Consider the following 25,491-nt stretch of genomic DNA (forward strand, 5'->3'; position numbering starts at 1 on the left):
TCGTCCCCTCACCGGTACTCCGAGAGCCTGCGGTTGACGCCGACGATCGCGGCGACCGCACCCAGCACGGCGAGGACGGCGGCCCCGGCAGGAAGTCCGCCCAGAGCCCCGCGGCCGTCCGCGGCCGCCGTGTCGAACTGGTCCTCTTCATGGGCGAGCGCCAGCTCCAGCGCGTCGTCGACCTTGTCGAAGGACTCACCCGTGGACTTCTCCGGACCGATGATCTGCGACAGCGCGCTGTCGTAGTCGCCCTGGTCGTCCGTCTCCCTGGCCTTCTTGTGCCGGTCCTGCCACTCGGACACGCTGGTGGCGGCGGCCTCCACGGGCGCGCGCCCCGTGGCGTCGTCGCCGGCGAGCTTCGCCGCGCTCTCCAGCTGCGTGCCCAGTGCCTTCATCCCCGTGCCGTAGTCGGTCTCGTACTGGTCCTGTGTGCCGTCCGGGGTCAGGACCGCGCCTCGGGCGACCAACGTGAGGTTCTCGTTGGCGCGCGCCTTCAGCGAGTTGATCCGGGCCTTGTTGAGGACGTCGAGTGACTGCTGCCCGTTCACCATCGCACCATGCAGCTCGGCCCGGGCGACCGTGTGTCCCACGGCCAGCCACAGCAGCACCACCGTGGCCGCCGCCGTCGCGGCGAGCAGCCCGTGGTTGAAGACGCGGTTGGTCCGGCGGTAGTTGCGCCGCTGCATCCACACCAGCGCGGCCAGCGCCACGAGCCCGGCGGCCAGCGAGAGGAACGGCCACTGCCGCGCGTCGGCCGAGTCGGTGCCGAGCCGGCGGGTCTCCGCGGTGTACAGCCGCTCGGCCGCGGGGAGGATCTCGTTCGTCATCTTCTGGTTGGCGTACCGGAGGTAGGCGCCGCCGAGCGGCAGCCCCTGCCGGTTGTTCGCCCTGGCCCGCTCGATCAGGCCGGTGTACTCGGGAAGCAGCTCGCCCAGGGTGGTGATCTCCTGGTGCGACGCGGACGAGGTGTCGGTGCTCCCCGCCGCCTTCACCAGCAGCCGCGAGGCCTCCTTGATGTCCTTCTCGTACTGCTCGTGCACGTCCTTCGGCTCCTGCGCGCCGGCCAGGAAGCCGCTCGCCGCCATCGTGTCCGCGTCGGCCAGCGAGCGGTAGATGCTCGCGGCGTCCGCGCTCAGCGGCTGACTGCGGGTCACCACGTCGGCCGCGGACGAGGCGCGCCCCGAGACCTCCAGGACGGTGACCGCCCCGAACACCACGACCAGCAGCGCCAGCGCGGCACCGATGATCTGCAGCCTGCCCGGCTCGGTCGTCGCGGCCGCGCGCAGCCGCTCGACGGCCAAGGACGGGGCGCCGCGGCGCTGCGTGGGCAGGGTCACGGGCGCGGACGACAGGTCCGGCCCGGGCTCGCGCAGCGCGGGCCCGCTCGGCGGGTATGTCACGTGACCTCCCCCTCGGTCATGACGACGGCCCGGCCCCCCGGCCGATCGGGGGACGACGCGTCCTGGCCTGAAGTATGGCCCCAGGGGCCGCAGTCCACCAGGAATGCCCGGATCCCGTACCGTCCCCGGTATTCGATCAGGAGGAGCGCCGACGATCAAGGCGATCGGCCGGGCGGGCCCCCGAGCAGCCTGTTCCCCCCGTCCCCCTCCCCACCATGAACACGTTCGGGGCGACCGATCGGTTCCCGTACGCGAAGGGCGCCCCGCGCGGCACTGCCGCGGGGCGCCCTTGACGTACGGACCTCAGACGTACCGGGCGCGCAGCCTGGCCCGCGCCTCCGGGGCGGCGCCCGTGTGGTCCAGCCCCAGCAGCGCCGCGCCCAGCACCGGAGGAGCCGAGACGACCCGGACCAGCGCCTTCGGGGCGCGTACGGAGAGGAGCGCGGCGATCCGCTCGTCCAGGGCCGGGTGACGCGCCGCCAGCACACTGCCGCCCAGCACCACCGGCACCTCCTCGTCCAGCAGGCCGAGCCGGTCCAGCGCGACCGAGGCCATCGCCACGACCTCCTCGCCGAGCCGGTCCACCAGGCCGCGCGCGACCGGGTCCCCGGCCGCTCCCGTGGAGAACAGCACGGGAGTCAGCTCGTGCCGGCGGGCGTACGGGATGTGGCCCAGGTGCAGCGCCTCGATCAGGGCGTACATCGAGTCGAGCCCGAAGTGCCCCGGGAGGGCCCGGGCCAGCTCGGTCGGCTCGCCGCGGCCGTCCTCGGCCCTCGCGGCGAACCACAGAGCCTCCTCGGCCAGCCCCGAACCGCCGCCCCAGTCACCGGAGATCCGGCCGATCGCGGGGAAGCGGGCGGTCGCGCCGTCCGGGCGCATCCCGACGCAGTTGATCCCCGCGCCGCACACCACCGCCACACCGCGGGGCTCGTCGACCCCGGCGCGCAGTATCGCGAAGGTGTCGTTGCGCACCTCCACGGTGGCGCCCCAGCCCCGGCCCTCCAGAGCCTGGGCCAACTCCCGCTCCTCGACCGGGAGATCGGCGTTGGCGAGACAGGCCGACACATGGTCGACGCCGTCCACCCCCGCCTGCGCCAGGGCGGGCCGTACCGCCGCCTCCAGCGCGTCGACGGCCGTGCCGATCCCGACGATGGGCGGCTGGAAACCGCCCCCGCGCCCGGTGCCGAGGACCGTCCCGTCGGCGCCGATCACGGCCACGTCGGTCTTGCTGTTGCCCGCGTCGATCGCGAGCACATGTGCGGTCAGGCCCACGCCAGGTGCTCCCGGTTGTGCGCGATCAGCTTGTCGGTGAGTGCCTCGGCGTACTCGAACTGGCCGACCAGCGGATTGGCCAGCAGTGCCTTGAACACCCGGTCGCGGCCACCGCGCAGCGCGGCGTCCAGGGCCAGGTCCTCGTACGCGGTGACGTGCCCGATCAGCCCGGCGAACAGGGGGTCCGGCGCGGGCACGGCCAGCGGGGTCGCGCCCGTGCCGTCGACCCGGGCCTGCACCTCGATCACGGCGTCGTCCGGCAGGAACGGCAGCGTCCCCTTGTTGTACGTGTTGACCACCTGCACGGCGGAGCCGCCCCCGCCGAGCAGGGAGGAGGCCAGGTCGACGGCCGCCTCCGAGTAGAAGGCACCGCCCCGCTTGCCCAGCAGCGCCGGCTTCTCGTCCAGGGCCGGGTCCCCGTACATCTCCAGGAGTTCCTTCTCCATCGCGGCGACCTCCGCCGCGCGGGACGGCTTCGTGCCGAGCTCCCGTACGACCTCGTCGTGCGCGTAGAAGTACCGCAGGTAGTACGAGGGGACCACGCCGAGGCGGTCGATGACCTGCCGGGGCATGCGCAGGTCGCCCGCGATCCTCTCGCCGTGCTCCGCCAGCAGCTTCGGCAGGACGTCCTCGCCCTCGGGGCCGCCGAGGCGCACCCCGAACTCCCACGTCAGATGGTTGAGCCCGACATGGTCGAGGTGGACCTCGGAGGGCGTCACATCGAGCAGCGCGGCGAACTTGCGCTGGAAGCCGATCGCCACGTTGCACAGGCCGACGGCCTTGTGCCCGGCCTGGAGCAGCGCCCGGGTGACGATGCCCACCGGGTTGGTGAAGTCGATGATCCAGGCGTCGGGGTTGGTGCGGCGCACCCGCTCGGCGATGTCGAGGACCACCGGGACGGTACGGAGGGCCTTGGCGAGGCCGCCGGCCCCGGTGGTCTCCTGGCCGACGCAGCCGCATTCGAGCGGCCAGGTCTCGTCCTGGTTGCGGGCGGCCTGCCCGCCGACGCGGAGCTGGAGCAGCACCGCGTCGGCGCCGGCGACCCCGGCGTCCAGGTCGGAGGTGGTGACGATCCGGCCCGGGTGGCCCTGCTTGGCGAAGATCCGCCGCGCCAGGCCGCCGACCAGCTCCAGCCGGTCGGCCGCCGGGTCGACGAGCACGAGCTCCTCGACCGGCAGGGTGTCCCGCAGCCTCGCGAAACCGTCGATCAGTTCGGGGGTGTAGGTGGACCCGCCGCCAACTACTGCGAGCTTCATGCTTCTCAGCCCTTTACTCCGGTGAGGGTGACGCCTTCGACGAAGGCCTTCTGTGCGAAGAAGAACACGATGATGACCGGCGCCATGACGAGCAGGGTCGCGGCCATCGTCAGGTTCCAGTTGACCGCGTGGGCGCTCTTGAAGGACTCCAGGCCGTAGCTCAGGGTCCAGGCGCCCGGATTCTGCGCGGCGTAGATCTGCGGGCCGAAGTAGTCGTTCCAGCAGTAGAAGAACTGGAAGAGCGCGATGGCCGCGATGCCCGGCTTCGCCATCGGTACGACGATCCTGAGGAGGGTGCGGAACTCACCGCATCCGTCGACCTTCGCCGACTCGATGTACTCCTGCGGGATGGTGAGCAGGAACTGCCGCAGCAGGAAGATCGAGTAGGCGTCGCCGAACGCCATGGGGATGATCAGCGGCCAGAGCGAGCCCGACAGGTGGAACTGCTGGGCCCACACCAGGTACATCGGGATGATGATGACCTGCGGGGGCAGCATCATCGTGGAGATGACCAGGATCATCGCCGTACGCCGTCCCCGGAAGCGGAACTTGGCGAGCGCGTAGGCGACCGGCACCGACGAGCACACCGTGAACACGGTGCCCAGCAGCGCGTACATCAGCGAGTTGCGCCACCAGCCGAGGAATCCCGGGGTGTGGAAGACCGTCGAGTAGTTCGACCAGTTCCAGGAGTCCGGCCACAGGTCACCGCTCATCGCCTGGTCGTCGCTCATCACCGAGGTGAGGAGGACGAAGACGAAGGGCAGGACGAAGAACAGCGCGAGCGCGACGGCCACGGAGTGGACCGCGATCCAGTTCAGGACGCGCTTACGGCGGTGGCGCGCGGCGTCGGTGCCGCTCGGGCGGCTCGCCACGGCGGTGTCCGGCCCGGTCAGGGTGGTGGTGGTCATGGCGATCTCAGTCCTCCGCCGGGATGAGGCCGACGCTCTTGCGCATCAGCAGAAGGGTGACGGCCATGGCGATGGCGAAGAGCACGAGCGAGAGGACGCACGCGGCACCGGTGTTGAAGTTCTGGAAGCCCATCGAGTAGACGAGCTGCGGAACGGTCAGGGTGGAGTGGTCCGGGTAGCCGGGCTGGATCACGGTGCCGGGGCCGATGGAGACGCCGGAGGCGAGCTTCCCCGCGACGAGGGCCTGCGTGTAGTACTGCATCGTCTGCACGACGCCGGTGACGACGGCGAACAGCACGATCGGCGTGATGGTGGGCCAGGTGACGTAGCGGAACTTCGTCCAGGAGCCCGCGCCGTCCAGGTCGGCCGCCTCGTACTGCTCCTTCGGCACGTCCAGCAGCGAGGCCATGAAGATGACCATCAGGTCGCCGATGCCCCAGAGGGAGAGCAGGACCAGCGAGGGCTTCGACCAGTTCGGGTCGTTGAACCAGCTCGGGCCGTGCAGGCCGACCCACGAGAGGATCTCGTTGACCGGTCCGGTGGACGGGTTCAGCAGGAAGACGAAGGCGACGGTGGCCGCGACCGGCGGGGCCAGGTACGGGATGTAGAAGGCCGTACGGAACAGCCCCACCCCGGTCTTGATCTTCGTGATCAGCAGGCCGATGCCGAGGCCGAACGCCACGCGCAGCGCGACCATCACGACCACCAGCCACAGCGTGTTCCACAGGGCCGGGCCGAACAGCGGCATCTGCTCCAGCACGTACCTCCAGTTCCGCAGCCCGACGAAGGTGGGCTCCTTGATCTGGTTGTAGTGCATGAACGAGAAGTAGACGGTCGCGATCAGCGGGTAGCCGAAGAAGACCGAGAAGCCGACCAGCCAGGGTGAGAGGAACCCCAGGGTGCGCAGCCGCTCGCGGTTGCGCTTGCGCCGCAGAGGGGAGGTGCGGGGGGCCGGATCGGTCCCCCGGCCGGCGGACTTCGCCGGGGTGGAGAGGGAAAGTGCCATGACTCGGCTCCTCAGTTTTCCGACTGGAGGTTGTCGGCGTCGATCTGCTCGTCGAGTTCCTTCAGGGCCCGGTGCAGGTCCTTGGTCCGGCCCGCTTCGACGCCCTGCGAGAAGTCGCCGAACGAGGTGATGTACTGACCGCCGTTGTTCGACGGCGGCACGGCCTGGCTGTGCGGGTTCTGCGCGATCCCGATGAAGGTCCGGAAGGCCGGATCGGCGTCCAGGTCGGGCGACTTGAGCGCCTCGAAGGTGGACGGCACGTTGTGGATGGCGTTGGCGAAGCGGACGACCGGTTCGGTGTCGACGGTCAGGTACTTCACCAGCTCCCACGCGGCGTTCTGGTGCCGGCTGCTGTGCGCGATGCCCGCCACGGTGCCCGTCAGATAGCCGCGTCCGTAGGTGTCCGCCTGGTCGTCGGGGACCGGCAGCGGCGCGACCCCCCAATTGAACTTCGCCTTGGCCTCGTCGAGCATCAGCCCGCGCCACTCGCCGTCCAGGTGCATGGCGAGCTTGCCGGTCAGGAAGCCGTTCTGGGACGACATCTCGTCACCGAAGGTGGCGCGCAGCCGCTCCATGGCCCGGTAGCCGCCCTGCGCGTCGGCGAGGCCGCGCATGGCGGAGAAGAACTGCTCGGTCCTGGGCTCGTCGGCGAGCTTCGCCTTGCCCTCGGAGTCGAAGTACTCGGGTCCCCACTGCGCGAACATCCGGTCGGGGGAGTTCTGGTAGAGCTGGAAGTTCGGCATGAAGCCCGCCCGTTCCAGCGAGCCGTCCTTCTTCTTCCGCGTCAGCTTGACCGCGTCCGCCTTCATCTCGGACATGGTCCGCGGAGGACGGCTGATGCCCGCCTCCTCGAAGGCGTCCTTGTTGTAGTACATGCCGAACGCGTCGGCGAGCAGCGGGGACGCGCACTGCACGCCCTCGTACTGCGTGTAGTCCAGCAGGGTCTCGGGGAAGACCTTCGTCTTGTCGATCCCGCTCTTCCTCATGAAGGGGTCGAGGTCCGCCCACATGCCGGAGGAGCAGTACTGGCCGACGTTGTTGGTGGTGAACGAGGTGACGACGTCGGGGGCGTCGCCGCCGCCGGCCCGCAGCGCCTGGTTGATCGTCTCGTCGCTCACATTGCCGATGGAGACGACGTCGATGTTGGGGTGCAGCTTCTCGAACCGGGCGATGTTCTCGTTGATCGCCTTGACCTCGCCGGGCGCCGACCAGCCGTGCCAGAACTTCAGCGTGACGGGTTTCGTGGGGTCGTCGGTGTTGCTGCCGGTGCTCGGGTTCGCGCAGCCGGACAGCAGCAACGCGGCTGCGCCGAGCGCCAGGGGCACGCGGGTACGAATGCGCCGTAGCGCCATGGCGGACTTCCTTTGCCGGGAGGAGGGACGGAGAGGGTGGTCGGGCAGGGGCCGGGGGTACGGCTCGGCACCGGGGCGCGCGGGGCTCACCGGGCATGGGGGTGCCGTACGGGCCACCCGGTACGGGCGGTCACGGCGCGGCGTGGACGGGCGGGGCGGGGGTCAGGCGGTGTCGAAGGTGCTGTCGCGCGCCTGGGAGAGGGCGGTCCGCAACGCACCGGTCAGGATCGGGTCGCCCTCGATGTCGCTGATACGGAGCAACGGCCTGGGCAGGGCCAGCCCGGTCATCTCGGCCTCCACGCACGCGCGGAGCTCCTCCCCGCCGGCCTGGGCGACGAGGCCGGAGAGGACGACCAGCTCGGGATCGACCACGGCGACCACGGAGGCGAGCCCGGCGGCCAGCCTGCGGGCGACCTCCGCACGTACGGCCTCGTCGGCGAGGGCCTCGGCCAGGGGTCTGCCCCCGGCCAGGTCGCGTACGGCGGGGCAGGAGACCTGGCTCTGGAAGCCGCCCCCCGCGTCCGGCCCCGCCCAGTCGGCCGCGCCGCCCCGGGCGAGCGGGGCACCGGGCAGCGGCATGTAGCCGATCTCCCCGGCGCCGCCGGTGGCACCGCGCAGGAGGGCGCCGTTCAGCACGATCGCGGCGCCGACCCCCTCGTCGAGCCAGGCCAGCACGAAGTGGTCGTGGTCCTGCGCGGCGCCCTCGTACTGCTCGGCGACGGCCGCGAGGTTCACGTCGTTCTCGATGACGACCGGCCTGCCGACCACCTCGGCGAGGTCGGCGAGCAGGGTGCGTGAGTGCCAGCCGGGCAGATGGGGCGCGTAGCGCAGCTGCCCGGTGTGCGGGTCTATCGCGCCCGGGGTGCCCACCACCACGGCGGCGAGGTCGTCATGGCCGAGCCCGGTCGGCCGCAGGGCGCCGTCCACGGCCTCGGCGACGAGCTGGGCGGTGCGGTGCCGTACGTCCTCCGCGACCGCGTCGGCCTCCACCCGGCAGGAGCCGACCACCGCGCCGGTGATGTCGGCGACCACGGCGTCGATCCCGGTGGGCCCGACGGAGAGCGCCGCGACGTGGGCGGAGGCCGGGTCGATCTCGTACAGCACGGCGTTCGGTCCGGGACGCCCGCTCTGGCTGCCCGTCGAACGGACCAGCCCCGCCTCCTCCAGACGCGCCAGCAGCTGGGACGCGGTGGGCTTGGAGAGCCCGGTCAGCTCGCCGATACGCGTACGGGTGAGCGGACCCTGGGTCACGAGGAGATCGAGCGCGGCCCGGTCGTTCATGGCCCGCAGAACGCTGGGGGTGCCTGGTGTGGTTCCGGCCATGAGCGACGCGCCTGCCCTCTGTTAGGAAACTTTCCTATCGGTGAGAGGAAGGTATGGCGGCGTCACCGGGGCGTCAATGGGAAGCGCCCCCGAGGCAACCAAAGCGTTACCTGCGGGGGCGCCGCGCGCACCGGCCGTCCTTCGCCGGTCACTTCGTCAGATTGGCCGGCGGTATCGGGGTCGCCGCCAGGGACTGCGGTGAGGTCGCCGACGCGTACGCCGAGGGGGCCGCCATGGCCGCCGTCGGGTCGGCGGGGGACTCCCCGTCCGTCTGGAGGGGGACGGTGCCGATCATCCGGATGCCGGCGGCGTCCAGCGCCTGCTTGATGCGCCAGCGCAGCTCGCGCTCGACGCCCAGCGACTTGCCCGGCATGGTCTTCGCCGTGACCCGCAGGGTCATCGAGTCGAGCAGGACCGCGTCCAGGCCGAGGACGTCCACGGGCCCCCACAGCCGCTCCGACCAGGGCTCTTCCTTGGTCATGGTCTCGCCGGCCCCGGCGATCGCCTTGCGGACCAGATCCAGGTCCTCCACCGGGCGGACCGTGACGTCGACGCCGGCGGTGGACCAGCCCTGGCTGAGGTTGCCGATCCGCTTGACCTCGCCGTTGCGCACGTACCAGATCTCGCCGTTGTCGCCGCGCAGCTTCGTGACCCGCAGGCCGACCTCGATGACCTCACCGGAGGCGACGCCCGCGTCGATCTGGTCGCCGACGCCGTACTGGTCCTCCAGGATCATGAAGACGCCGGAGAGGAAGTCGGTGACCAGGTTGCGCGCGCCGAAGCCCAGGGCCACACCGGCGACCCCCGCGGAGGCCAGCAGGGGAGCCAGATTGATCTGGAAGGCGCCCAGGATCATGAGCGCCGCGGTGCCGAGGATCAGGAACGACGTCACCGAACGGAGTACGGAGCCGATGGCCTCCGAGCGCTGGCGGCGGCGCTCCGCGTTGACCAGCAGCCCGCCGAGCGCCGTGCCCTCCACCGCCTGGGCGCTGCGGTTCATCCGGTCGATCAGATTGGTCAGGGCGCGCCTGATCAGATAGCGCAGCACGATCGCGATGGCCGCGATGAGGACGATACGGAGACCGGTGTTCAGCCAGGTGGACCAGTTCTCCTCGACCCAGCCTGCGGCGTTCCCGGCCCGCTCGGCGGCTTCGTCCAGCGAACCCGCGGCCCCGGGGGACGGAGTCGCGGCCAGGAGGGCGGACAGGGACACGGCGGGGACCTCCAGGGGTGCGACAGCAGACCAACCACAGTAACGAAGCCGGGGGAGTGGTTCGTTGCAGCCGGGGAGGGAGAGACACGTCTCACCCGGGGACGCACGGTGCGTGGACGGTCACACCGGGGGGCCGCTCGCCCTGCTGGAACACGGGTTCCGGCGCCCCCGGCGCGCGTGAGGCGGACGGGACGGTGAGAAAAATCCCTCCGGCCCGTTACTCGCACGTGGTGGCGCTCGGACCAGGCATGAGGAGAGACTTGGATCGGATCGTCCCGGCGCGAGCCACGCGTCGCCGGCGTACAAGGAGGCATCCACCGTGCCGCACGTCCTGGTTCTCAACGCTTCGTACGAGCCGCTCGGCGTCGTACCACTCCGCCGCGCGCTCGTCCTCGTCCTCGAGAACAAGGCCATCTGCCTCGAGGAATCCGGCGCCTTCATGCACAGTGCCACCCGTGCCGTGCCCGCGCCCAGCGTCGTCCGTCTCAAGCGCTTCGTACGGGTCCCCTACCGAGGTCCCGTCCCGCTCACCCGCCGGGCGCTCTTCGCCAGGGACGGCGGACGCTGCATGTACTGCGGGGCCGCCGCGACCAGCGTCGACCACGTCATCCCGCGCAGTCGCGGCGGGCAGCACGCCTGGGACAACGTGGTGGCGGCCTGCCGCCGCTGCAACCACGTCAAGGCGGACCGCCATCTGCCCGAGCTGGGCTGGCGGCTGCGCCACCAGCCGGCGCCGCCCAGCGGTCTCGCCTGGCGGATCATCGGGACGGGGCACCGGGATCCGCGCTGGCTGCCCTATCTGCAGCCGTTCGGCGCGGACGACGTGATGGCCCGGATCGACGGCGTTTCCGCCTGAGGAACCGGGCCTCACGCGTCTCCGGGCGCGCCCCGGGGCATCCGCGCGCCCCGGGGCTTCCGCGCGCCTCAGCGCGCGTCCCGGCCCTTTCCGGCGACCGCGTAGGCCTCGACCGACCAGAGCGAGTAGCCGTACTCGGTGGCCCGGGCGTCGCCCTGGATCCTGATGAAGCGGGTGTCCCGGGCGTCCATCCGGACCGACTCGCGCCCGCCCCCGCCGTCCTGGACGGTCGCCGCCGTGCGCCAGGTACGGCCGTCCGGGGAGACCCGCACGCGGTAGCGGGAGGCGTGGGCGTCCTGCCAGCGCAGCACGACCCGGCCCAGCCGGACCGGCTCCGGCAGCTCGGCCTGCCACCACGCGTCGTCCTCGGCGGGCGAGGACCAGCGGGTTTCGGGGTCGCCGTCCGAGGCGGCCGCGGCGGGGAAGTCCGGGGTCTCGTCACCGGACGAGGACACCTTCGCCGTACGCGCCAGATCGGGGCCCGAGGCCGGCGGGAACGCGCGCACGGTCAGCGTGCTCTCCTCGCCGGCGAAGCGCAGCGGCACCTCGTACTCACCGGCCGGGGTGCCGTCGGGCACGGTGATGTCGACGGGGATGTCGGTGCGCGAGCCGCCGGTCACCGCCGCCCGCTTCGGCACCTTCACCTCGATGCCCTCGGGGGCCTTCGCCGTCAGCGCGCCCTTCACCTCTCCGGGCCGCCCGCCGGCCAGCCTCGCCTCGACCCGCTGCGTACCGCCGCCGATCACGGCGTCCGTCCGGTCGCGGACGAGGCCGAGCCGGGCCGCGGGCTCGTCACCGAACCAGGGGACCAGCGCCCGCACCTCGGGGGAGTCCCGGGGCGGGGACACGTCCGGGGCCCCGGGGGCCGGCGGGCCGACGAGTACCGGGCGGGCGGACGGGGCGGTGACCCGCAGCGCGTCCGCCCGCAGCCCCTTCGCCGCCGTCTGCGTCCAGCCCGTGGCCGACAGGGGGCCGACACGGCGCCAGCCCTCCCCGGGGACATGGGCCTCCAGGACCGCGTCCGCCGCCGCGTCACCCGGCCGGGTCAGCGTGGTGACGGCCTCCAGCGGGCGTGCGCGGCCGAGCCGGACCGTGTAACCGTGGGCGTCGCGGGCCACCGCCCCGGTGTCGCGGTCGGTGCCGTTCCAGGCGTCGGCCGCCGCGTCGACCCGGTCCAGGAACGGGTCCAGGACGCCCTTGCCGACCGTCGCCGTGCTCGCCCGGATCGCCTCGCGCAGCGGTTCGAGGGCCAGCTCGGCCCGCCAGGCGGCCGCACCGTCGCCCCGCTCCTGCGCGAGCAGGAGGTCCACGGCGAGCTCACCCGCCCTGCCGTACCGGGCCAGCTGCGCCGTCCACGGGGCCACCTCGTCCCGCAGCCGGCCGCCCGCGGTCGCCTCCAGCCGCTCCGGGGCCTGCCGCATGACGGTGAAGGCGGCCCGCAGCTCACGGGCCGCCTTCTCCCGGCGCGCCCCGTCCGCGGCCGTACGCGAGGCCTGGAACGCGGCCAGCAGCGGCCGGAGGTACGCGGACTCGTCGCCGCCCAGCACCGACCCGGCGCTGTTCCCCGCCAGGGCGCCCAGCGCGGCCCGGGCCGCGCCGTCACCGCCCGCCAGGTCGTCCAGGGCCGCCCGCCAGGACTCCTGCGGCCGGTACCCCTTCGGATTCCAGGCGAAGTCCGCCGCCGTGAACAGCGGTACACGGGACGCCGAGGGCTGCTCCATGGCGTTGGCGAGCAGCGCCGCCGACCCGCCGGCCACCGCCGGGTCCCGGCCGGTGTACGGGCCGAGGAAGATCCGGTCCTGCGCGTAGTCGTTGACCGGGTAGTTGTCCATGGTGACCAGGGGGTGGCGGAAGGCCGCCCGGGCCTCCGCCAGCTCACGGCCGGTGATCGTCCTCGGTACGACGCCGACGCCGGTCCACGCCACCTGCACCCGGTCGTCCAGCTCCTCGGCGAGCGCCGTGCGGTAGTCGGTGGCGCCGTCCTGGTAGAACTCGGTCGGCATCACCGACAGCGGCTCCGCGTCCGGGTGCCGGTCCGCCAGGTGCCGGGCGACCGCGCTCGCGACCCGGGCCTGCGCCCCGGCCGCCGCCTCGGGCCCGCTGCCGAACGTCTCCGCGTCCCGGTCGCAGTGCCACTCGCTGTAGCTGACGTTCTGGAACTGCAGCTGGAAGGCCCGCACCCCCAGCGCCCACATCGCGTCGATCTTCCGGGTCAGCGCCCGTACGTCCCCGTCGGACGCCATGCACATCGCCTGCCCGGGCGAGACGGCCCAGCCAAGGGTGACGTGCTCGGTCCGCGCCTTCGCGGCCAGCGCGCGGAAGGCGGCGCGCTCGTCGGCGGGGTAGGGCTCACGCCAGCGGGACTGCCGGTACGGGTCGTCGCCGGCCGCGTAGAGATAGCGGTTCTGCTTCGTGCGGCCCATGAAGTCCAGCTGGGCGAGCCGCTCGTCCAGGGTCCACGGCTGTCCGTAGAAGCCCTCGGTCGTCCCGCGCACGGCGGTCCCCGGCCAGTCGCGGACCACGGCACCGGCGACGGTGCCGCCCCGCACGAGCCCGCGCAGCGTCTGGACCCCGTGGAACAGGCCGTCCTCGCCGACACCGTCCAGGGCCACCGTGGGGCGCTCGCCCGCCGTGCCCACGGCGAGGCGGTAGCCGCCGGACGGCAGATCGCCCCGTGCGGCCGCGCCCAGGGCGCGCAGCGCCCGGCCCGCGCCGGTCCCGCCGAGCAGGATGACGGGCCCCTCGCCGGGCAGGGCGTCGTGCACCGTGCGTACGCCGGAGTCACGCAGGAGCTCCCGGAGCGCGTCCACGGCGTACGGATCGGCCTCGGCGTCGGCCAGGACGGTCACCTCGGTCCCCAGGGCGACGGGCCGCCCGGACGCCTTGAGCGACTGAGGCCGGGGATGGACGGCCGGCAGCGGTGCGTCACCGGTGCGCTTCCGGGCGGTCGCGGCGGGGCCGTCGGGGGCCGCGAGGGCCGCCGGGGCGAGCGGGCCGAGCAGCCCGCCGATCACGGCCAGGGCGACAGCCGCCGCCTGACCCCTGCGCCCGAGCCGCACGCCGCACTCCTTCGTCCCCGACTCCGTCCCCGGCCTGCTTCCCGGTGTCGCCCCCGACCCGGCCCCCCGAGCTCGCCCGGCGATGACGTACGAGCCCACCACCCGGGCGCGGAGGTGTCAACGCACATGGCCGTGTCGTGCCGATATGCCCGTCGTGTCGCACGGTGTGACGCGTGGGCCGTGAGGGAGAGTTGCCGAGTGGCCGAAAACGGTCCATACCCGACGCGCGCGGGAACGAAGTGTGACCCAGGGCACGTTGGGGTCGTTGTCATAACGCCTATGTCACGTCCACGTCTGCTCCCGCGCCCGCTGGGTAGGCCTGCTGTGTCCTGTTGTCCACGGCCAGGAGGCCAACATGCCCGCATCCGCGCAGCTTCTGCTCTCTGCCCTCTCCAAACAGGTACCGAGCCCCATGGATCCCGATCCGCTGGCACGCGACACGTCCCCGACCTTCACCGCCCCTCCGATGATCAGTGAGCTTCCGCTCGCCGATGTCTCCCACCTGACCGGCGAGCCCGCGTTCGCCGACAGCGCCCCGCTCACCAGCGAGCCCCCGCTCGCCGACGCCACACCCCTCACGAGCGAGCCACCGCTCGCCGCCGTCGCCCCTCTGACCAGCGAGCCGACAGCACCCGGCACCGCAGGGGGCATGGAGTCGCCAGGAGTCTGAATGGGCTTGTCCCGGCTCGCCGCACTGCACGGCGTCGCCACCTCCTTCTCCCCGTCCGCGGATGTCACGGTGTCCGTCCCCGACGACACGGTCACGGCCGTGCTCGCCGCGCTGGGCGTCGACGCCGACACTCCCGCGGAGGTACGGAGATCACTCGCCGCAGCCGAATCGGCGGCGGCCTCCCGACTGCTCCCGCCGACGGTGGTGGTCTGGTCGGGAGAGCCGCTGCCGGCCGCGCTCACCGGGCTGCCGGCCGGCGCGCTGCTGACCGTCGCCCCTGAGTCCGGGACCGCGGACGCGCCCTCGCCCCTGCGCATGCGGGTGCTCCCGGCGCCCGCCCCGTCCGCGGACACCCCGCCGACGCCCTCCTGGTGGACCGAACCGCCCCTCGGCGTGCACCGGCTCACCGTCCGTACGCCGGACCGCCATCACGCGGCCGCCACGCTCGTCGTCGCCCCGGACCGCGTACCCCAGCCGCCCGCCCGTACGCACGGCTTCCTCGTCCAGCTCTACTCGCTGCTGTCCGAGCGCTCCTGGGGCATGGGCGACCTCTCCGACCTGGCGGACCTCGCCGCCTGGGCGGGGCGGACCCTGGGCAGTGGGTTCGTCCAGGTCAATCCGCTGCACGCCGCCGTACCGGGCAGCCCGACCGACCCGTCCCCGTACCGCCCCTCATCGCGCCGCTTCCCCGACCCCGTCCATCTGCACATCGAGTCGATCCCGGAGTACGGCCATGTCGCCGAGCCGGGCAGGACGGCCCTGGACGACCTGCGCCAGCAGGCCGCGGCCCTGCGCGAGGCCGTGCTGAACAAGGGCGCGCTGATCGACCGCGACGCCGTCTGGGCCCTCAAGAAGCAGGCCCTGGAGATCGTCCACGAGGTCCCCCTGACCCCCGGCCGCCGCGCCGCCTACTGCGACTTCCTCGCCGGACAGGGCCAGGCCCTGGAGGACCACGCCCTGTGGTGCGCCCTGGCCGAGGTGCACGGCCCCCGGTGGCGCGACTGGCCCGAAGGGCTGCGCGACCCCCGCTCCCCGCAGAGCGCCCGCGCCCGCACCGAGCTGCTGGACCGGGTCGACTTCCACTGCCGGCTCGCCTGGCTGACGGACACCCAGCTCGCCACCGCGCAGAGCGCCGCACGCGAGTCCGGGATGGCCGTCGGGATCGTCCACGACCTCGCCGTCGGCGTCCACCCCGACGGCGCCGACACCTGGGCCCAGCAGGACGCCTTCGCGCTGGGCATGTCCGTCGGCGCGCCCCCCGACGCCTTCAACGCCCACGGCCAGGACTGGGGGCTGCCGCCCTGGCGACCCGACGCCCTCGCGGCATCCGGATACGCCCCCTACCGCCGGCTGCTGCGCGGTCTGCTCGCCCATGCCGGCGCCCTGCGCATCGACCACGTCATGGGCCTCTTCCGGCTCTGGTGGGTGCCCGAGGGGCAACCGCCCACCGAGGGCGCGTACGTCAGCCAGGACGCCGAGGCGATGCTCGCCGTCCTCGTCCTGGAGGCGCACCGGGCCGGTGCCGTCGTCATAGGGGAGGACCTCGGCACCGTCGAGCCCGGTGTGCGCGAGGCGCTCGCCCGGCGTGGGGTGCTCGGCACCTCCGTGCTCTGGTTCGAGCGCGACTGGGGCGGCACCGGGCGGCCGCTCGCCCCCGAGAAGTGGCGCGAGGACTGCGTGGCCACGGCCACCACCCACGACCTGCCGTCCACCGCCGCCCGGCTGACGGGGGAGCATGTGACGCTCCGCCACCGGCTCGGGCTGCTCACCCGCGGCCTGGAGCAGGAGCTGGCCGAGGACGCCGCCGACACCGCCGAGTGGCTGGCCTACCTGGCCCGGCTCCGGCTGCTGCCCGAGGGCGACGGCGACGAGGAGGCGGCCGTCCGCGCCGTCCACCGCTTCCTGCGGCGCACCCCCGCCCGGATGGCCGGGGTCTGGCTCCCGGACACCGTGGGCGACCGGCGCCCGCAGAACCTCCCCGGGACCTGGGACCAGTACCCCAACTGGCGGCTGCCCATCGCCGACGCGGAGGGCCACCCCGTCACCCTGGAGGAGATCACCGCCTCGCCCCGGCTGCACCGGCTCATGGCCGTCCTGACGGAGGGCCCGGAGTCCCCTACGGCACCCCCGGGCGCGCGCCCCTCGTAGGCGTTCGCTACGTTTGCACCGTGGACAAGAAGAACGCTATGCGCGCCGGCGCCGTCGCGGCCGGTACGACGCTGATGATGCTGCTCATGTCGTCCCCCGCGCTCGCGCTGACCCGCGACGACGGTGACGACCCGGGCCCGGGCCTGAACGTGCTGGAGACCCTCGGCCTCTACGTCGCGACACCGATCGTCCTGTTCCTGGTCATCGCCGGACTCGTCATGGTCCTCGACAAGTCCAAGAAGCAGGCCTAGCTTTCCTTCCCGTGTGCGCCGCCGGTACGACGTACCGCGCGGCGCACCGGCATGTCCGGGCTCCGGGTAGGTTGCGGCCATGACCGAGTGGGACGTCAAGAAGCTCCGCATCCTGCGCACCCTGCGCGACCGGGGCACGGTCACCGCCACGGCCGAGGCCCTGCTCATGACCCCGTCGGCCGTCTCGCAGCAGCTCACCAACCTCGCCAGGCAGCTCGGCGTGCCGCTGCTGGAGGCGCAGGGCCGCCGCGTCCGGCTCACCGACGCCGCGCACCTCGTGCTGCGCCACGCCGAGGCGGTCTTCGCCCAGCTGGAGCGGGCCGACGCCGAACTGACCGGCTATCTGCGGGGCGAGGCGGGCCTCGTGCGCGTCGGCGCCTTCTCGACCGCCGTGCCCGCCCTCGTCGTACCGGCCGTGGAACTCCTGGCGGCCGACGACCGGCCCGGGCCCCAGGTGCGCGTACGGGAGGCGGAGGCGGCCCAGGCCTACGAGCTGCTGTCGGCCGGTGAGGTGGACCTGGCGCTCTCCCTGGCGGCGCACGCCCCGACGGCCCGCGACCCCCGCTTCACCCTGCTGCCGCTGCTGGCCGACCCGCTGGACGTGGCGCTGCCCGCCGGCCATCCGCTGGCCGGGGCGCCCGCGCTGCGGCTGGCGGACCTCTCCGGGGAGCCCTGGATCTTCGGCGGCTCCGGCCCCTGGTCGGAGATCACCACCGCCGCCTGCGAGGCCGCGGGGTTCGTCCCCGAGCAGGCCCACAGCGCGGCCGGCTGGACGGCGATCCTGGCCATGGTGCGAGCCGGCATGGGCGTCGCCCTGATCCCCCGTATGGTCTCGGCCTCCGACCGGCCGCGCGACGGCGTGGAGATGCGCGTGCTGGAGGAGGACCGCCCGTACCGCCATGTCGTCGCGGCGGTGCGGCAGGGCGCCGAGCGCGGGCCGGCGGTGGCGCGGGTGGTGACGGCCCTGGAGCGGGTGGCGGGCCAGACCGTTCAGTCGAACTGAAAGAACCGTACGAAAAGTTTCGATGGACCTGATCGGTCGCACGGCGGCACAGTGGGGACATGCCCACCGACAAGAACCAGACGGAGCCCTCTTCCACCGACCCGCACGCCAACGACGCGGCCCCCTACGGAGGCGGCGACCCCTACGCCGACTACCGGGCGGGCGACTTCCCGTTCACCGGACTGACCGACCTCGCGGACCGCCGCCTCGGCGCGGGGGTGATCGCGGCCAACGACGAGTTCTTCGCCGAGCGCGAGAACCTCCTGATCCGCGAACGCGCGGTCTTCGACCCGGAGCGCTTCGGCCACAAGGGCAAGATCATGGACGGCTGGGAGACCCGCCGCCGCCGGGGCGCGGACGGGGGGAACCCCTTCCCCGCGCCCGAGGACCACGACTGGGCGATCGTCCGGCTGGGCGCCCCCGGGATCATCCGCGGCGTCGTCGTCGACACCGCCCACTTCCGCGGCAACTACCCTCAGCGCGTCTCCGTCCAGGCGACGTCCGTGGAAGGCGCCCCGGGCCCGGAGGAGCTCCTCGCCGACGACGTGAAGTGGGAGGAGCTGGTCCCGCCGACCCCCGTGCGCGGCCACGCCGCCAACGGCTTCGAGGTCACCGGTGGCCGCCGCTACACCCACCTGCGGATCTGCCAGCACCCCGACGGCGGCATCGCCCGCCTCCGGGTCCACGGCGAGGTCGTCCCCGACCCGGCCTGGCTCGCGGCGCTCGGCACCGTCGACCTGATCTCGATCCTGAACGGCGGCACGTACGAGGACGCCTCCGACCGCTTCTACTCCTCGCCGGCCCAGATCATCCTGCCCGGCACCTCCCGCAAGATGGACGACGGCTGGGAGAACCGCCGCCGCCGGGTCCGCGACACCAACGACTGGGTGCGTTTCCGGCTGCCCGCCCAGGGCGCGGTGCGCGCGGTCGAGATCGACACGGCCTATCTCAAGGGCAACGCGGCCGGGTGGATCGGGCTCCAGGGGCGCGACGGCGAGAGCGGCGAGTGGTTCGAGATCCTGCCCCGCACCCGGCTCCAGCCCGACACCGTGCACCGCTTCGTCCTGGACACCGAGGCCGTGGTCACCCACGTACGCCTCGACGCCTACCCCGACGGGGGCGTGGCCCGGATGCGCCTGCACGGCTCGCCGACCGATACGGGCGCGGCCGAACTGGCCCGCCGCTACGAGCAGTCCAGGGGCTGATACCCCGGGCCACCCACAACTCCCGCCCGGCGGACGGCTGCGCATCCGGCGCCCGCCCGCCGGGCGGCTTCCACCGCTGTCCTGCGGGGAGGCCGGGCGGGGGCGGCCACGTCTCCTCCCTCGGGCGTGCCGCAGGTTCCATGGTGTGAAGGTGCGGTGCAGGGGCACACGCGTGGTCGCGCTACGCTGCCGAGCAGCGCACCACACGGGGCTGAAGCAGAGGGAGTCATCTCGGTGACCGAACAAGACATATCGGGCAGGCTCGTCGAGCTGCTGTCGGCGCAGCAGGAGTCGCTCGCCGCGGTCTGGGTGGAGACCGTCTCGCGTACCCTGCGCGGACGCATCTCGCTCGCGGAACTCGACCGCGAACTCCGCGAGCTCTACGACGCCCTGGTGTCGGGCCTGCGCGCCGGCGGGTTCGACTGGCAGGGGGACGCCTTCGCGGAGACGCGGGCGCTCCTCGCCGAGCTCTCCCGCGCACGCGCCCGTCAGGGCTTCACCCCGACCGAGACCGCCACCAGCGTGCTGGCGGCCAAGGACGTCCTCGCGCCCACGGAGGACACTCCGGCGGCGGACATCCTCGCCTACCTCCGGCTGAGCAAACTCATCGACGCGCTCGGTCTGTTCACGATCGAGGTGTACGCCAGGACGCGTGAGGAGATCATCAGCGCTCAGGCCGAGCAGCTGATGGAACTCTCGACCCCTGTGGTGAAGCTGTGGGACGGCGTGGTCGCCGTTCCGCTGGTGGGCACCCTGGACTCGGCCCGGACCCAGGTGGTGATGGAGAAGCTGCTCCAGGCCCTCGTCGACACCGGGTCGGACCAGGCGATCATCGACATCACGGGTGTGCCGGCGGTGGACACCGAGGTCGCCCAGCACCTGCTCAAGACGGTGGTGGCCGCCCGGCTGATGGGTGCCGAGTGCATCATCTCCGGTATCCGCCCGCAGATCGCCCAGACGATCGTCGCCCTCGGGATCCAGTTCGGCGACATCGTCACCAAGTCGTCGCTGGCCGACGCCCTCAAGCACGCGCTGCGCGGCAGCAGCGCGGTGGTCGCACAGCCCGGTGGCCTGGCGTGACCGAACGCGTACCCGTACTCAAGATCGGTGACGTGCTCCTCGTCTCCATCCAGGTCGAGCTGGAGGACCAGGTCGTCCTGGAGCTCCAGGACGACCTGGCGGCCCGCATCGTCGAATCCGGGGCCACCGGGGTGGTCATCGACATCACCGCCGTCGAGATCGTCGACTCCTTCGTCGGCCGCATGCTGGCGACCACGGCGGCCATCTCCCGCATGCTCGACGCGCAGACCGTCGTCGTGGGCATGAGGCCCGCCGTCGCCATCACGCTGGTGGAGCTCGGGCTGTCGCTCGGAGGCGTGCGTACCGCTCTGACACTGGAGAAGGGGCTGGACATCCTGGCCCGGCGGGACACCACCCGCCCGGCGCAGCGATGAACGGGCTCCAGCCCGTCCCCGACGCCGATCACGAGACCGTCCCCATCAGCTCCAACGACGACGTGGTCCGGGCACGTCAGCTGGTGCGCTCGCTCGCCCAGCGCTGCAAGCTCTCGCTCGTCGACCAGACCAAGCTCGTCACCGCCGCGAGCGAACTCGCGCGGAACACCCTGGTCTACGGCGGCGGGGGAGTCATGCGCGTCGGACTGGTCCGCCGTGACAGCCGGGTCGGTGTGACCGCGGTGTTCGAGGACTCCGGCCCCGGCATTCCCGACGTCGACCAGGCGCTGACCGACGGATGGACCTCCGGGGGCGGTCTCGGGCTGGGGCTGAGCGGGGCACGCCGCCTGGTCGACGACTTCGCCCTGGACACCGAGGTCGGCAGCGGAACCCAGGTCGCGGTGACCAAGTGGGCTCGCTGATCCCGGCGGTCCTGGACGCGGAGGACGTCGTCTGGCTCCGGGACCAGGAGGAGCTCCCCACCGCGGCCCGGGTCGCGGCGGTCTCGCTGGCCAGGCGCATCGGTTTCGACGAGCAGCGGTGCGCCGAGGTCGCCCTGGCCGTGAGCGAGGCCGCGACCAATCTGCGCAAGTACGCTGTCGACGGGGCGTTCCTGCTGCGTACGGTCAGGACGCCGAGCGACGCCGGGCTCGAATTCGTCACGACCGACGAGGGACCGGGGATGGCGGACGTCACCTCCGCGCTCGCCGACGGCACGTCGACCTCGGGCACCCTCGGCATCGGCCTGGGCACCATCTCCCGCCTCGCCGACTTCTTCGACCTGCACTCCCTGCCCGGCCGGGGCACCGTACTGACCGCGCGCTTCTGGACGAAGGAGGCGGCACGCCGCATCGCCGTATCCGGGAACCCCGTGGTGGAGGGCCTGACGAGGGCGATCACCGGGGAGGACGTGTGCGGGGACGCCTGGGCCGCCCGCCGGGCCGGCGTCCCGGCCGACGGCGGGGGTGACCGGCGGCAGACCCTGACGCCCTCCTCGGCCCCGCCGTCGGAGGACCCTCTGGGATGGGCGCAGCTGACCGGCTTCCGGCGTACGGCGGACGGCTCGCGGCACGCGGACGGGCCGCGGGGCACGGACGACCAGCTGTACCCGGACGGTTCACGGCACCCGGCCGCGGTGCCCCGGGACGTCCGGGCCGGTTCCGGCGCGGACGAGCCGGCTCTGCTGGTGCTCTTCTGCGACGGACTGGGGCACGGGCCCCTGGCCGGCCGGGCCGCGCAGGCGGCGGTGGCAGCCTTCCGCGACTCGGACGCCCGGCAGCCCGACGCGATCGTCATGGACGTCCACAAGGCGCTGCGCGGGGGCAGAGGGGGCGCCGTCGCCGTCGTACGCATCGAACCGGGCGAGCGGAGCGTGTACTTCTGCGGCGTCGGGAACGTCAGCACCTTCGTCGTGGACCCCGCGACGGGCACCCGCCGTTCCCTGGCGTCGGCCCCCGGCATCGTGGGCCACCACCTGCCGACCCTGCGGTCCGTACGGCAGCGGCTGCCCCGGGACGGCGCCGTGATCATGCACTCCGACGGTCTCACCGAACGCTGGCAGGCGGCGGCGCTGCCCGGGTTCCTGGAGCACTCGCCGCTGGTGGCCGCCGCCCAGCTCCTGCGTGAGGCGGGCGTACGGCGTGACGACGCGGGTGTCGTCGTGGCGAAAGGACCTTGGTGAACACCTTCGCGGCCCAGGAGGCCGACCCCCTCGTCTCGTTCGCCCTCGCGACGGAGCAGGACGTGTTCGTGCTGCGCCGCAGCGGCAAGTCGGCGGCCGAGGCGCTCGGGGTGGACAACCAGGACCAGATCCGTCTGGCGACCGCGCTGAGCGAACTCGGCAGGGACCTGCTGGGGTGCTCCGGACTGACCGTCAGTTTCGGTGTCGTCAGCAGCCCGCGGCCCGTCCTGCGGGTCGCCATGTCCTGGCAGGACGGCCGTGGGCCCGGCGAGGAGGCCATGAGAGCGGCGGCCCGCCTCGTCCCGCTCCGGCACACCCCGCCGGAGCGGACGGTGGCGATCGAGCAGCAGATCGCCGGGGAAGCCCGGACGGCCGAGTCCGTCCAGCAGGCCAGGGAGGCCATGCTGGCGCACAAGGGCATCAGCGTGCTGGACGACACCCGCGCGCAGACCAGTGACCTGATCGCCGCTCTGGAGGAGTCCAGGGCACAGCGCGAGGAACTCCGCCGGCTGAACGATGAGCTGGAGGAGACCAACCGGGGGGTCGTGGCGCTCTACTCCGAGCTCTCGGAGGAGCTGGAGGAGACCAACCGCGGCGTCGTGGCCCTCTACGCCGAACTGGAGGACAAGTCCCGCCAGCTGCGCGAGGCGAGCGAGGCCAAGACCAGATTCTGGGCCAATGTCAGCCACGAGCTCCGTACGCCGGTCAACTCCGTCGTCGGGCTGGCCCGGATGCTGCTCGAATTCGACGTGGAACGCCTCGACGAGGAGCAGCGCCGGCAGGTCTCCCTCATCTCCGCCTCGGGAGCGACCCTGCTCGCCCTCGTCGACGAACTCCTGGACGTCGCCAAGGCGGAGTCCGGACGCCTGGAGCCCACCTGGGCGGTGGTGAACCTGCGCGTGGCCCTCGGGCAGCTGCGGGGCACCCTGCGCGGCTACGGGACCGCGGGCGCCGCCGAACTCATCGTGGCCGAGTCCGACGCGCGGATCGTCAGCGACGAGGTCATGCTCACCCGCATCCTGCGCAATCTGCTGTCCAACGCACTGAAGTTCACGCCCGCCGGGACCGTGCGCCTCGACGTCACCCGGGAGGACGGCCCCGAGGGCGACCAGGTCGTCTTCACCGTGTCGGACACCGGCATCGGCATCCCCGAGGAGGAGCAGCAGCAGATCTTCGAGGAGTTCTACCAGGTACGGGGACCGCACCAGCGCGGGCGCTCCGGGACCGGCCTCGGCCTGCCCTACGCACGGCGGCTCACCGAGCTCCTCGGCGGCCGGCTCTCGCTGACCAGCAGCCCGGGGTCCGGGACCGTGGTCACCGTACGGCTGCCCGCCGACGGGCCGGCCACGGCGGGGCCCGACGACCAGGAGACGCCGGCACCGCTGGTGGCCGCCCTCGTCACCGTCGACGACGACGACGCCTTCCGTGCCACGATCCGCCCCCTCCTGGACCGGCTCGCCGGACGGGTGGTCGAGGTGGGCGAGGGTGGACTGGCCAGCTCGGTCGTGCGCCGTGAGCGCCCGGACGCCGTCCTGCTCGATCTGCACCTGCCCGACCTCGACGGCTACGCGGTGCTGGCGCAGCTCGCGGCGGACCCCGAGCTGCGCGCCGTCCCCGTCGTCATCCTCACCTCCACACCCCCCGAGGACCTGGACCAGGACCGGCTCACGCACGCACGGGCGGTCCTCGGGAAGTCCACGATCACCCTGCCCAAGCTGGTCGCGGCCCTCTCGGAACACGTCACGCCCGCCCTGCCGGGAGGGGACGGGAAGGACGGCACCGCATGAGTACGCATCTGTCCCAGGACAGCGCCGCCGCGAAGGTGCTGGTGCTGGACGACAACGACACGAACCGCTACATCGTCAGCAGCTGGCTCCGGCGGGTCGGCCACACGGTGGTGGAGGCCTCCGACGGGACGGAGGGCCTGGCCCTGCTCGCCGGTGCTCCCGACGGCGAGCTGCCCGAGCTGGCCGTCGTCGACGTGAGGCTGCCCGACATGAGCGGCTTCGAGGTGTGCGAGCAGATCAAGGCCGACCCCCGGACCGCCTCGCTGCCGGTCATCCACGTCTCCGCGACGGCCATCGAGCTGAGCGACCGCACCCAGGGCCTCCACCGCGGTGCCGACGCCTACCTCACCGAGCCGATCGCCCCGGACGAACTGCTGGCCACGGTCACCGCGGCACTGCGCTACGCCCGCGCCCGGCGCCGTGCGGAGCGGCTCGCCACCCGGGTGGCCGCGCTGAACAGCAGCACCCTGGCCGTGTACGCCGCCCGGGACGGGGAGACGTTCGTCGCCGCGGCGGCGGCCGGTGCGGCCGCGCTCATGGAGTCGCCGGCCGTCGCCGTGGGACTCAGCCCCGACAACCGGACGCTCCACCTCGCCCGGGCCGGGGTGAGCCCCCGCCCCGGGGACGCGGAGCCGTCGGTCACCGGCGTCCACGAGGGATCACGGCTGTTGGACGCCCTGACCGAGCGGGCCCTCGGCGAACGGACCGGGACGGAGACGGTGCTCCTGTCCGACGCGGAATGGCGCGCGCTCACCGGCCACGCGGGAGACGGCCGGGCGGACGTGTTCCCCGGGCAGGTCGCCCTGACCCTCGCCCGTACGAAGCGGGGCCGGCCCGCCGTCGCGTTCGCCGTCGCCGCCACGGCGCTGGCCGGCACCGACGACCGTGAGCTCCTGTCGCAGCTGGCGCAGGCCTGCGCGCTGGCCCTGGAAGCCCTGCGTACGCGCAGCGAGGAACACGCGCTGGTCCTCACCCTCCAGCGCAGCTTCCTGCCGGACAGGCTCCCCGAGGTGCCCGGTGTGGACATGGCCGTACGCTACGAACCCGCCGCGGACGACGCGGAGATCGGCGGCGACTTCTACGAGGCCATCCAGACCCCGGACGGTCTGCTGCTGGCCATCGGGGACGTGGCCGGGCACTCGCTCAAGGCCGCCATGATCATGGGCGAGATCCGGCACGCCCTGCGGGCCTACGCCATCGAGGGGCACACCCCTCAGTCCCTCCTGACGAACCTGGACGCCCTCCTGGTGCGGCTGCGGCCGTCCATGACCGTCACCGTCTGTCTCGTGCTCGTGGAGCCCGGCGGTCGGCGGATCCAGGTGGCCAACGCCGGCCACATACCGCCCCTGCTGCGTCACCCGGACGGATCCACCCGCTACCTGAGCGAGCACGGGCCGCTCCTCGGGCTCAACCTGCCGCACCCTCAGGTCGTGCGCCACGACGTGCCGGAGAACTCCACGCTCCTGCTGCTGACCGACGGCCTCGTCGAGGTCCCCCGGGAAGACCTCGACGAGAGCCTGGAGGCCCTGAGCGGCACCTTCTCCCGGGCACCAGCCGAGGTCGAGGAGCTGTGCGACCACCTGCTGGCGATGTTCGGCAAGGGCAAGACGGACGACATCGCCCTGCTCGCCGCCTGCCTCCGCTGAG

Annotated in this window: 21 protein-coding genes; 12 read left to right on the top strand and 9 right to left on the bottom strand. The window is 73.0% G+C overall.

From position 1 onward, the window contains the following. Positions 1-8: 8 nt before the first annotated feature. The 8 genes from ACZ607_RS00750 to ACZ607_RS00785 all read right to left on the bottom strand — a co-directional run bounded on the left by ACZ607_RS00750 (position 9) and on the right by ACZ607_RS00785 (position 9,730). Positions 9-1,400, bottom strand: coding sequence for a hypothetical protein (locus ACZ607_RS00750; RefSeq protein WP_469730378.1), 1,392 nt, complete (start codon positions 1,398-1,400; stop codon positions 9-11). A 303-nt stretch (positions 1,401-1,703) separates the two neighbouring features. Further along, positions 1,704-2,672 carry an N-acetylglucosamine kinase gene (locus tag ACZ607_RS00755; RefSeq protein WP_469730380.1) on the bottom strand — a complete coding sequence of 323 codons (969 nt, stop codon included), beginning with the start codon at positions 2,670-2,672 and terminating at the stop codon, positions 1,704-1,706. Continuing rightward, positions 2,663-3,928 (bottom strand): 6-phospho-beta-glucosidase, encoded by a 1,266-nt coding sequence (locus ACZ607_RS00760; protein ID WP_469730382.1) that lies wholly within the window; start codon positions 3,926-3,928, stop codon positions 2,663-2,665. The genes ACZ607_RS00755 and ACZ607_RS00760 overlap by 10 nt, the downstream gene beginning before the upstream one ends. Positions 3,929-3,933: 5 nt before the next feature. Next, complete coding sequence (locus ACZ607_RS00765) at positions 3,934-4,836, bottom strand: carbohydrate ABC transporter permease (protein WP_469730384.1); 903 nt, start codon at positions 4,834-4,836, stop codon at positions 3,934-3,936. A gap of 7 nt (positions 4,837-4,843) precedes the next feature. After that, positions 4,844-5,842: a carbohydrate ABC transporter permease gene (locus ACZ607_RS00770; RefSeq protein ID WP_469730386.1), complete on the bottom strand. Its 999-nt coding sequence runs from the start codon at positions 5,840-5,842 to the stop codon at positions 4,844-4,846. Positions 5,843-5,853: 11 nt separating this feature from the next. Then, positions 5,854-7,194, bottom strand: a complete 1,341-nt coding sequence (locus tag ACZ607_RS00775) for an ABC transporter substrate-binding protein (protein WP_469730387.1) — start codon at positions 7,192-7,194, stop codon at positions 5,854-5,856. Between the two features lie 162 nt (positions 7,195-7,356). Continuing rightward, positions 7,357-8,517, bottom strand: coding sequence for an ROK family transcriptional regulator (locus ACZ607_RS00780; protein ID WP_469730389.1), 1,161 nt, complete (start codon positions 8,515-8,517; stop codon positions 7,357-7,359). A 148-nt stretch (positions 8,518-8,665) separates the two neighbouring features. After that, positions 8,666-9,730 carry a mechanosensitive ion channel family protein gene (locus ACZ607_RS00785; RefSeq protein ID WP_469730391.1) on the bottom strand — a complete coding sequence of 355 codons (1,065 nt, stop codon included), beginning with the start codon at positions 9,728-9,730 and terminating at the stop codon, positions 8,666-8,668. Between the two features lie 319 nt (positions 9,731-10,049). Between ACZ607_RS00785 and ACZ607_RS00790 the strand changes: the two genes are divergently transcribed. Next, positions 10,050-10,586 (top strand): HNH endonuclease, encoded by a 537-nt coding sequence (locus ACZ607_RS00790; RefSeq protein WP_104785722.1) that lies wholly within the window; start codon positions 10,050-10,052, stop codon positions 10,584-10,586. A 68-nt stretch (positions 10,587-10,654) separates the two neighbouring features. Here ACZ607_RS00790 and ACZ607_RS00795 read toward each other — a convergent pair whose 3' ends face one another. Further along, the gene (locus ACZ607_RS00795) at positions 10,655-13,645 is read right to left on the bottom strand and encodes a beta-N-acetylglucosaminidase domain-containing protein (protein ID WP_469730393.1); all 2,991 of its coding nucleotides are present in this window, start codon (positions 13,643-13,645) and stop codon (positions 10,655-10,657) included. A gap of 355 nt (positions 13,646-14,000) precedes the next feature. Between ACZ607_RS00795 and ACZ607_RS00800 the strand changes: the two genes are divergently transcribed. The 11 genes from ACZ607_RS00800 to ACZ607_RS00850 all read left to right on the top strand — a co-directional run bounded on the left by ACZ607_RS00800 (position 14,001) and on the right by ACZ607_RS00850 (position 25,490). Further along, positions 14,001-14,315, top strand: coding sequence for a hypothetical protein (locus ACZ607_RS00800; protein WP_099172605.1), 315 nt, complete (start codon positions 14,001-14,003; stop codon positions 14,313-14,315). Further along, positions 14,316-16,463 carry a 4-alpha-glucanotransferase gene (malQ, locus tag ACZ607_RS00805; RefSeq protein WP_469730394.1) on the top strand — a complete coding sequence of 716 codons (2,148 nt, stop codon included), beginning with the start codon at positions 14,316-14,318 and terminating at the stop codon, positions 16,461-16,463. It begins immediately after the preceding gene. Positions 16,464-16,483: 20 nt separating this feature from the next. Beyond that, on the top strand, positions 16,484-16,714 hold the full coding sequence (locus ACZ607_RS00810; RefSeq protein WP_241748442.1) for a hypothetical protein: 231 nt from the start codon (positions 16,484-16,486) through the stop codon (positions 16,712-16,714). A 79-nt stretch (positions 16,715-16,793) separates the two neighbouring features. Then, positions 16,794-17,717: a LysR substrate-binding domain-containing protein gene (locus ACZ607_RS00815; protein ID WP_469730396.1), complete on the top strand. Its 924-nt coding sequence runs from the start codon at positions 16,794-16,796 to the stop codon at positions 17,715-17,717. Between the two features lie 59 nt (positions 17,718-17,776). Further along, positions 17,777-18,922 carry an allantoicase gene (gene alc / locus ACZ607_RS00820; RefSeq protein ID WP_469730397.1) on the top strand — a complete coding sequence of 382 codons (1,146 nt, stop codon included), beginning with the start codon at positions 17,777-17,779 and terminating at the stop codon, positions 18,920-18,922. Between the two features lie 234 nt (positions 18,923-19,156). Next, positions 19,157-20,002 (top strand): STAS domain-containing protein, encoded by an 846-nt coding sequence (locus tag ACZ607_RS00825; protein ID WP_469730399.1) that lies wholly within the window; start codon positions 19,157-19,159, stop codon positions 20,000-20,002. After that, on the top strand, positions 19,999-20,376 hold the full coding sequence (locus ACZ607_RS00830) for an STAS domain-containing protein (RefSeq protein ID WP_099172599.1): 378 nt from the start codon (positions 19,999-20,001) through the stop codon (positions 20,374-20,376). Before ACZ607_RS00825 ends, ACZ607_RS00830 begins: the two co-directional genes overlap by 4 nt. After that, the gene (locus ACZ607_RS00835; protein WP_469730401.1) at positions 20,373-20,798 is read left to right on the top strand and encodes an anti-sigma regulatory factor; all 426 of its coding nucleotides are present in this window, start codon (positions 20,373-20,375) and stop codon (positions 20,796-20,798) included. The genes ACZ607_RS00830 and ACZ607_RS00835 overlap by 4 nt, the downstream gene beginning before the upstream one ends. After that, positions 20,786-22,057, top strand: a complete 1,272-nt coding sequence (locus ACZ607_RS00840; RefSeq protein WP_469730403.1) for an ATP-binding SpoIIE family protein phosphatase — start codon at positions 20,786-20,788, stop codon at positions 22,055-22,057. Before ACZ607_RS00835 ends, ACZ607_RS00840 begins: the two co-directional genes overlap by 13 nt. Then, entirely contained in the window at positions 22,054-23,844 is a 1,791-nt protein-coding gene (locus ACZ607_RS00845; RefSeq protein WP_469730405.1) for a sensor histidine kinase, read from the top strand. The genes ACZ607_RS00840 and ACZ607_RS00845 overlap by 4 nt, the downstream gene beginning before the upstream one ends. Then, positions 23,841-25,490, top strand: a complete 1,650-nt coding sequence (locus tag ACZ607_RS00850; RefSeq protein WP_469730407.1) for a SpoIIE family protein phosphatase — start codon at positions 23,841-23,843, stop codon at positions 25,488-25,490. The genes ACZ607_RS00845 and ACZ607_RS00850 overlap by 4 nt, the downstream gene beginning before the upstream one ends. Position 25,491 lies beyond the last annotated feature (1 nt).

It is taken from the genome of Streptomyces sp. NPDC104381, from assembly GCF_055583745.1.

What these genes read in the sequence shown, in the direction of transcription:
- ACZ607_RS00760 (WP_469730382.1), bottom strand. Translation starts at nt 3,928, where the DNA reads ATGAAGCTCGCAGTAGTTGGCGGCGGGTCCACCTACACCCCCGAACTG.
- ACZ607_RS00765 (WP_469730384.1), bottom strand. Translation starts at nt 4,836, where the DNA reads ATGACCACCACCACCCTGACCGGGCCGGACACCGCCGTGGCGAGCCGC.
- ACZ607_RS00770 (WP_469730386.1), bottom strand. Translation starts at nt 5,842, where the DNA reads ATGGCACTTTCCCTCTCCACCCCGGCGAAGTCCGCCGGCCGGGGGACC.
- ACZ607_RS00775 (WP_469730387.1), bottom strand. Translation starts at nt 7,194, where the DNA reads ATGGCGCTACGGCGCATTCGTACCCGCGTGCCCCTGGCGCTCGGCGCA.
- ACZ607_RS00780 (WP_469730389.1), bottom strand. Translation starts at nt 8,517, where the DNA reads ATGGCCGGAACCACACCAGGCACCCCCAGCGTTCTGCGGGCCATGAAC.
- ACZ607_RS00800 (WP_099172605.1), top strand. Translation starts at nt 14,001, where the DNA reads ATGCCCGCATCCGCGCAGCTTCTGCTCTCTGCCCTCTCCAAACAGGTA.
- malQ (WP_469730394.1), top strand. Translation starts at nt 14,316, where the DNA reads ATGGGCTTGTCCCGGCTCGCCGCACTGCACGGCGTCGCCACCTCCTTC.
- ACZ607_RS00815 (WP_469730396.1), top strand. Translation starts at nt 16,794, where the DNA reads ATGACCGAGTGGGACGTCAAGAAGCTCCGCATCCTGCGCACCCTGCGC.
- alc (WP_469730397.1), top strand. Translation starts at nt 17,777, where the DNA reads ATGCCCACCGACAAGAACCAGACGGAGCCCTCTTCCACCGACCCGCAC.
- ACZ607_RS00835 (WP_469730401.1), top strand. Translation starts at nt 20,373, where the DNA reads ATGAACGGGCTCCAGCCCGTCCCCGACGCCGATCACGAGACCGTCCCC.
- ACZ607_RS00850 (WP_469730407.1), top strand. Translation starts at nt 23,841, where the DNA reads ATGAGTACGCATCTGTCCCAGGACAGCGCCGCCGCGAAGGTGCTGGTG.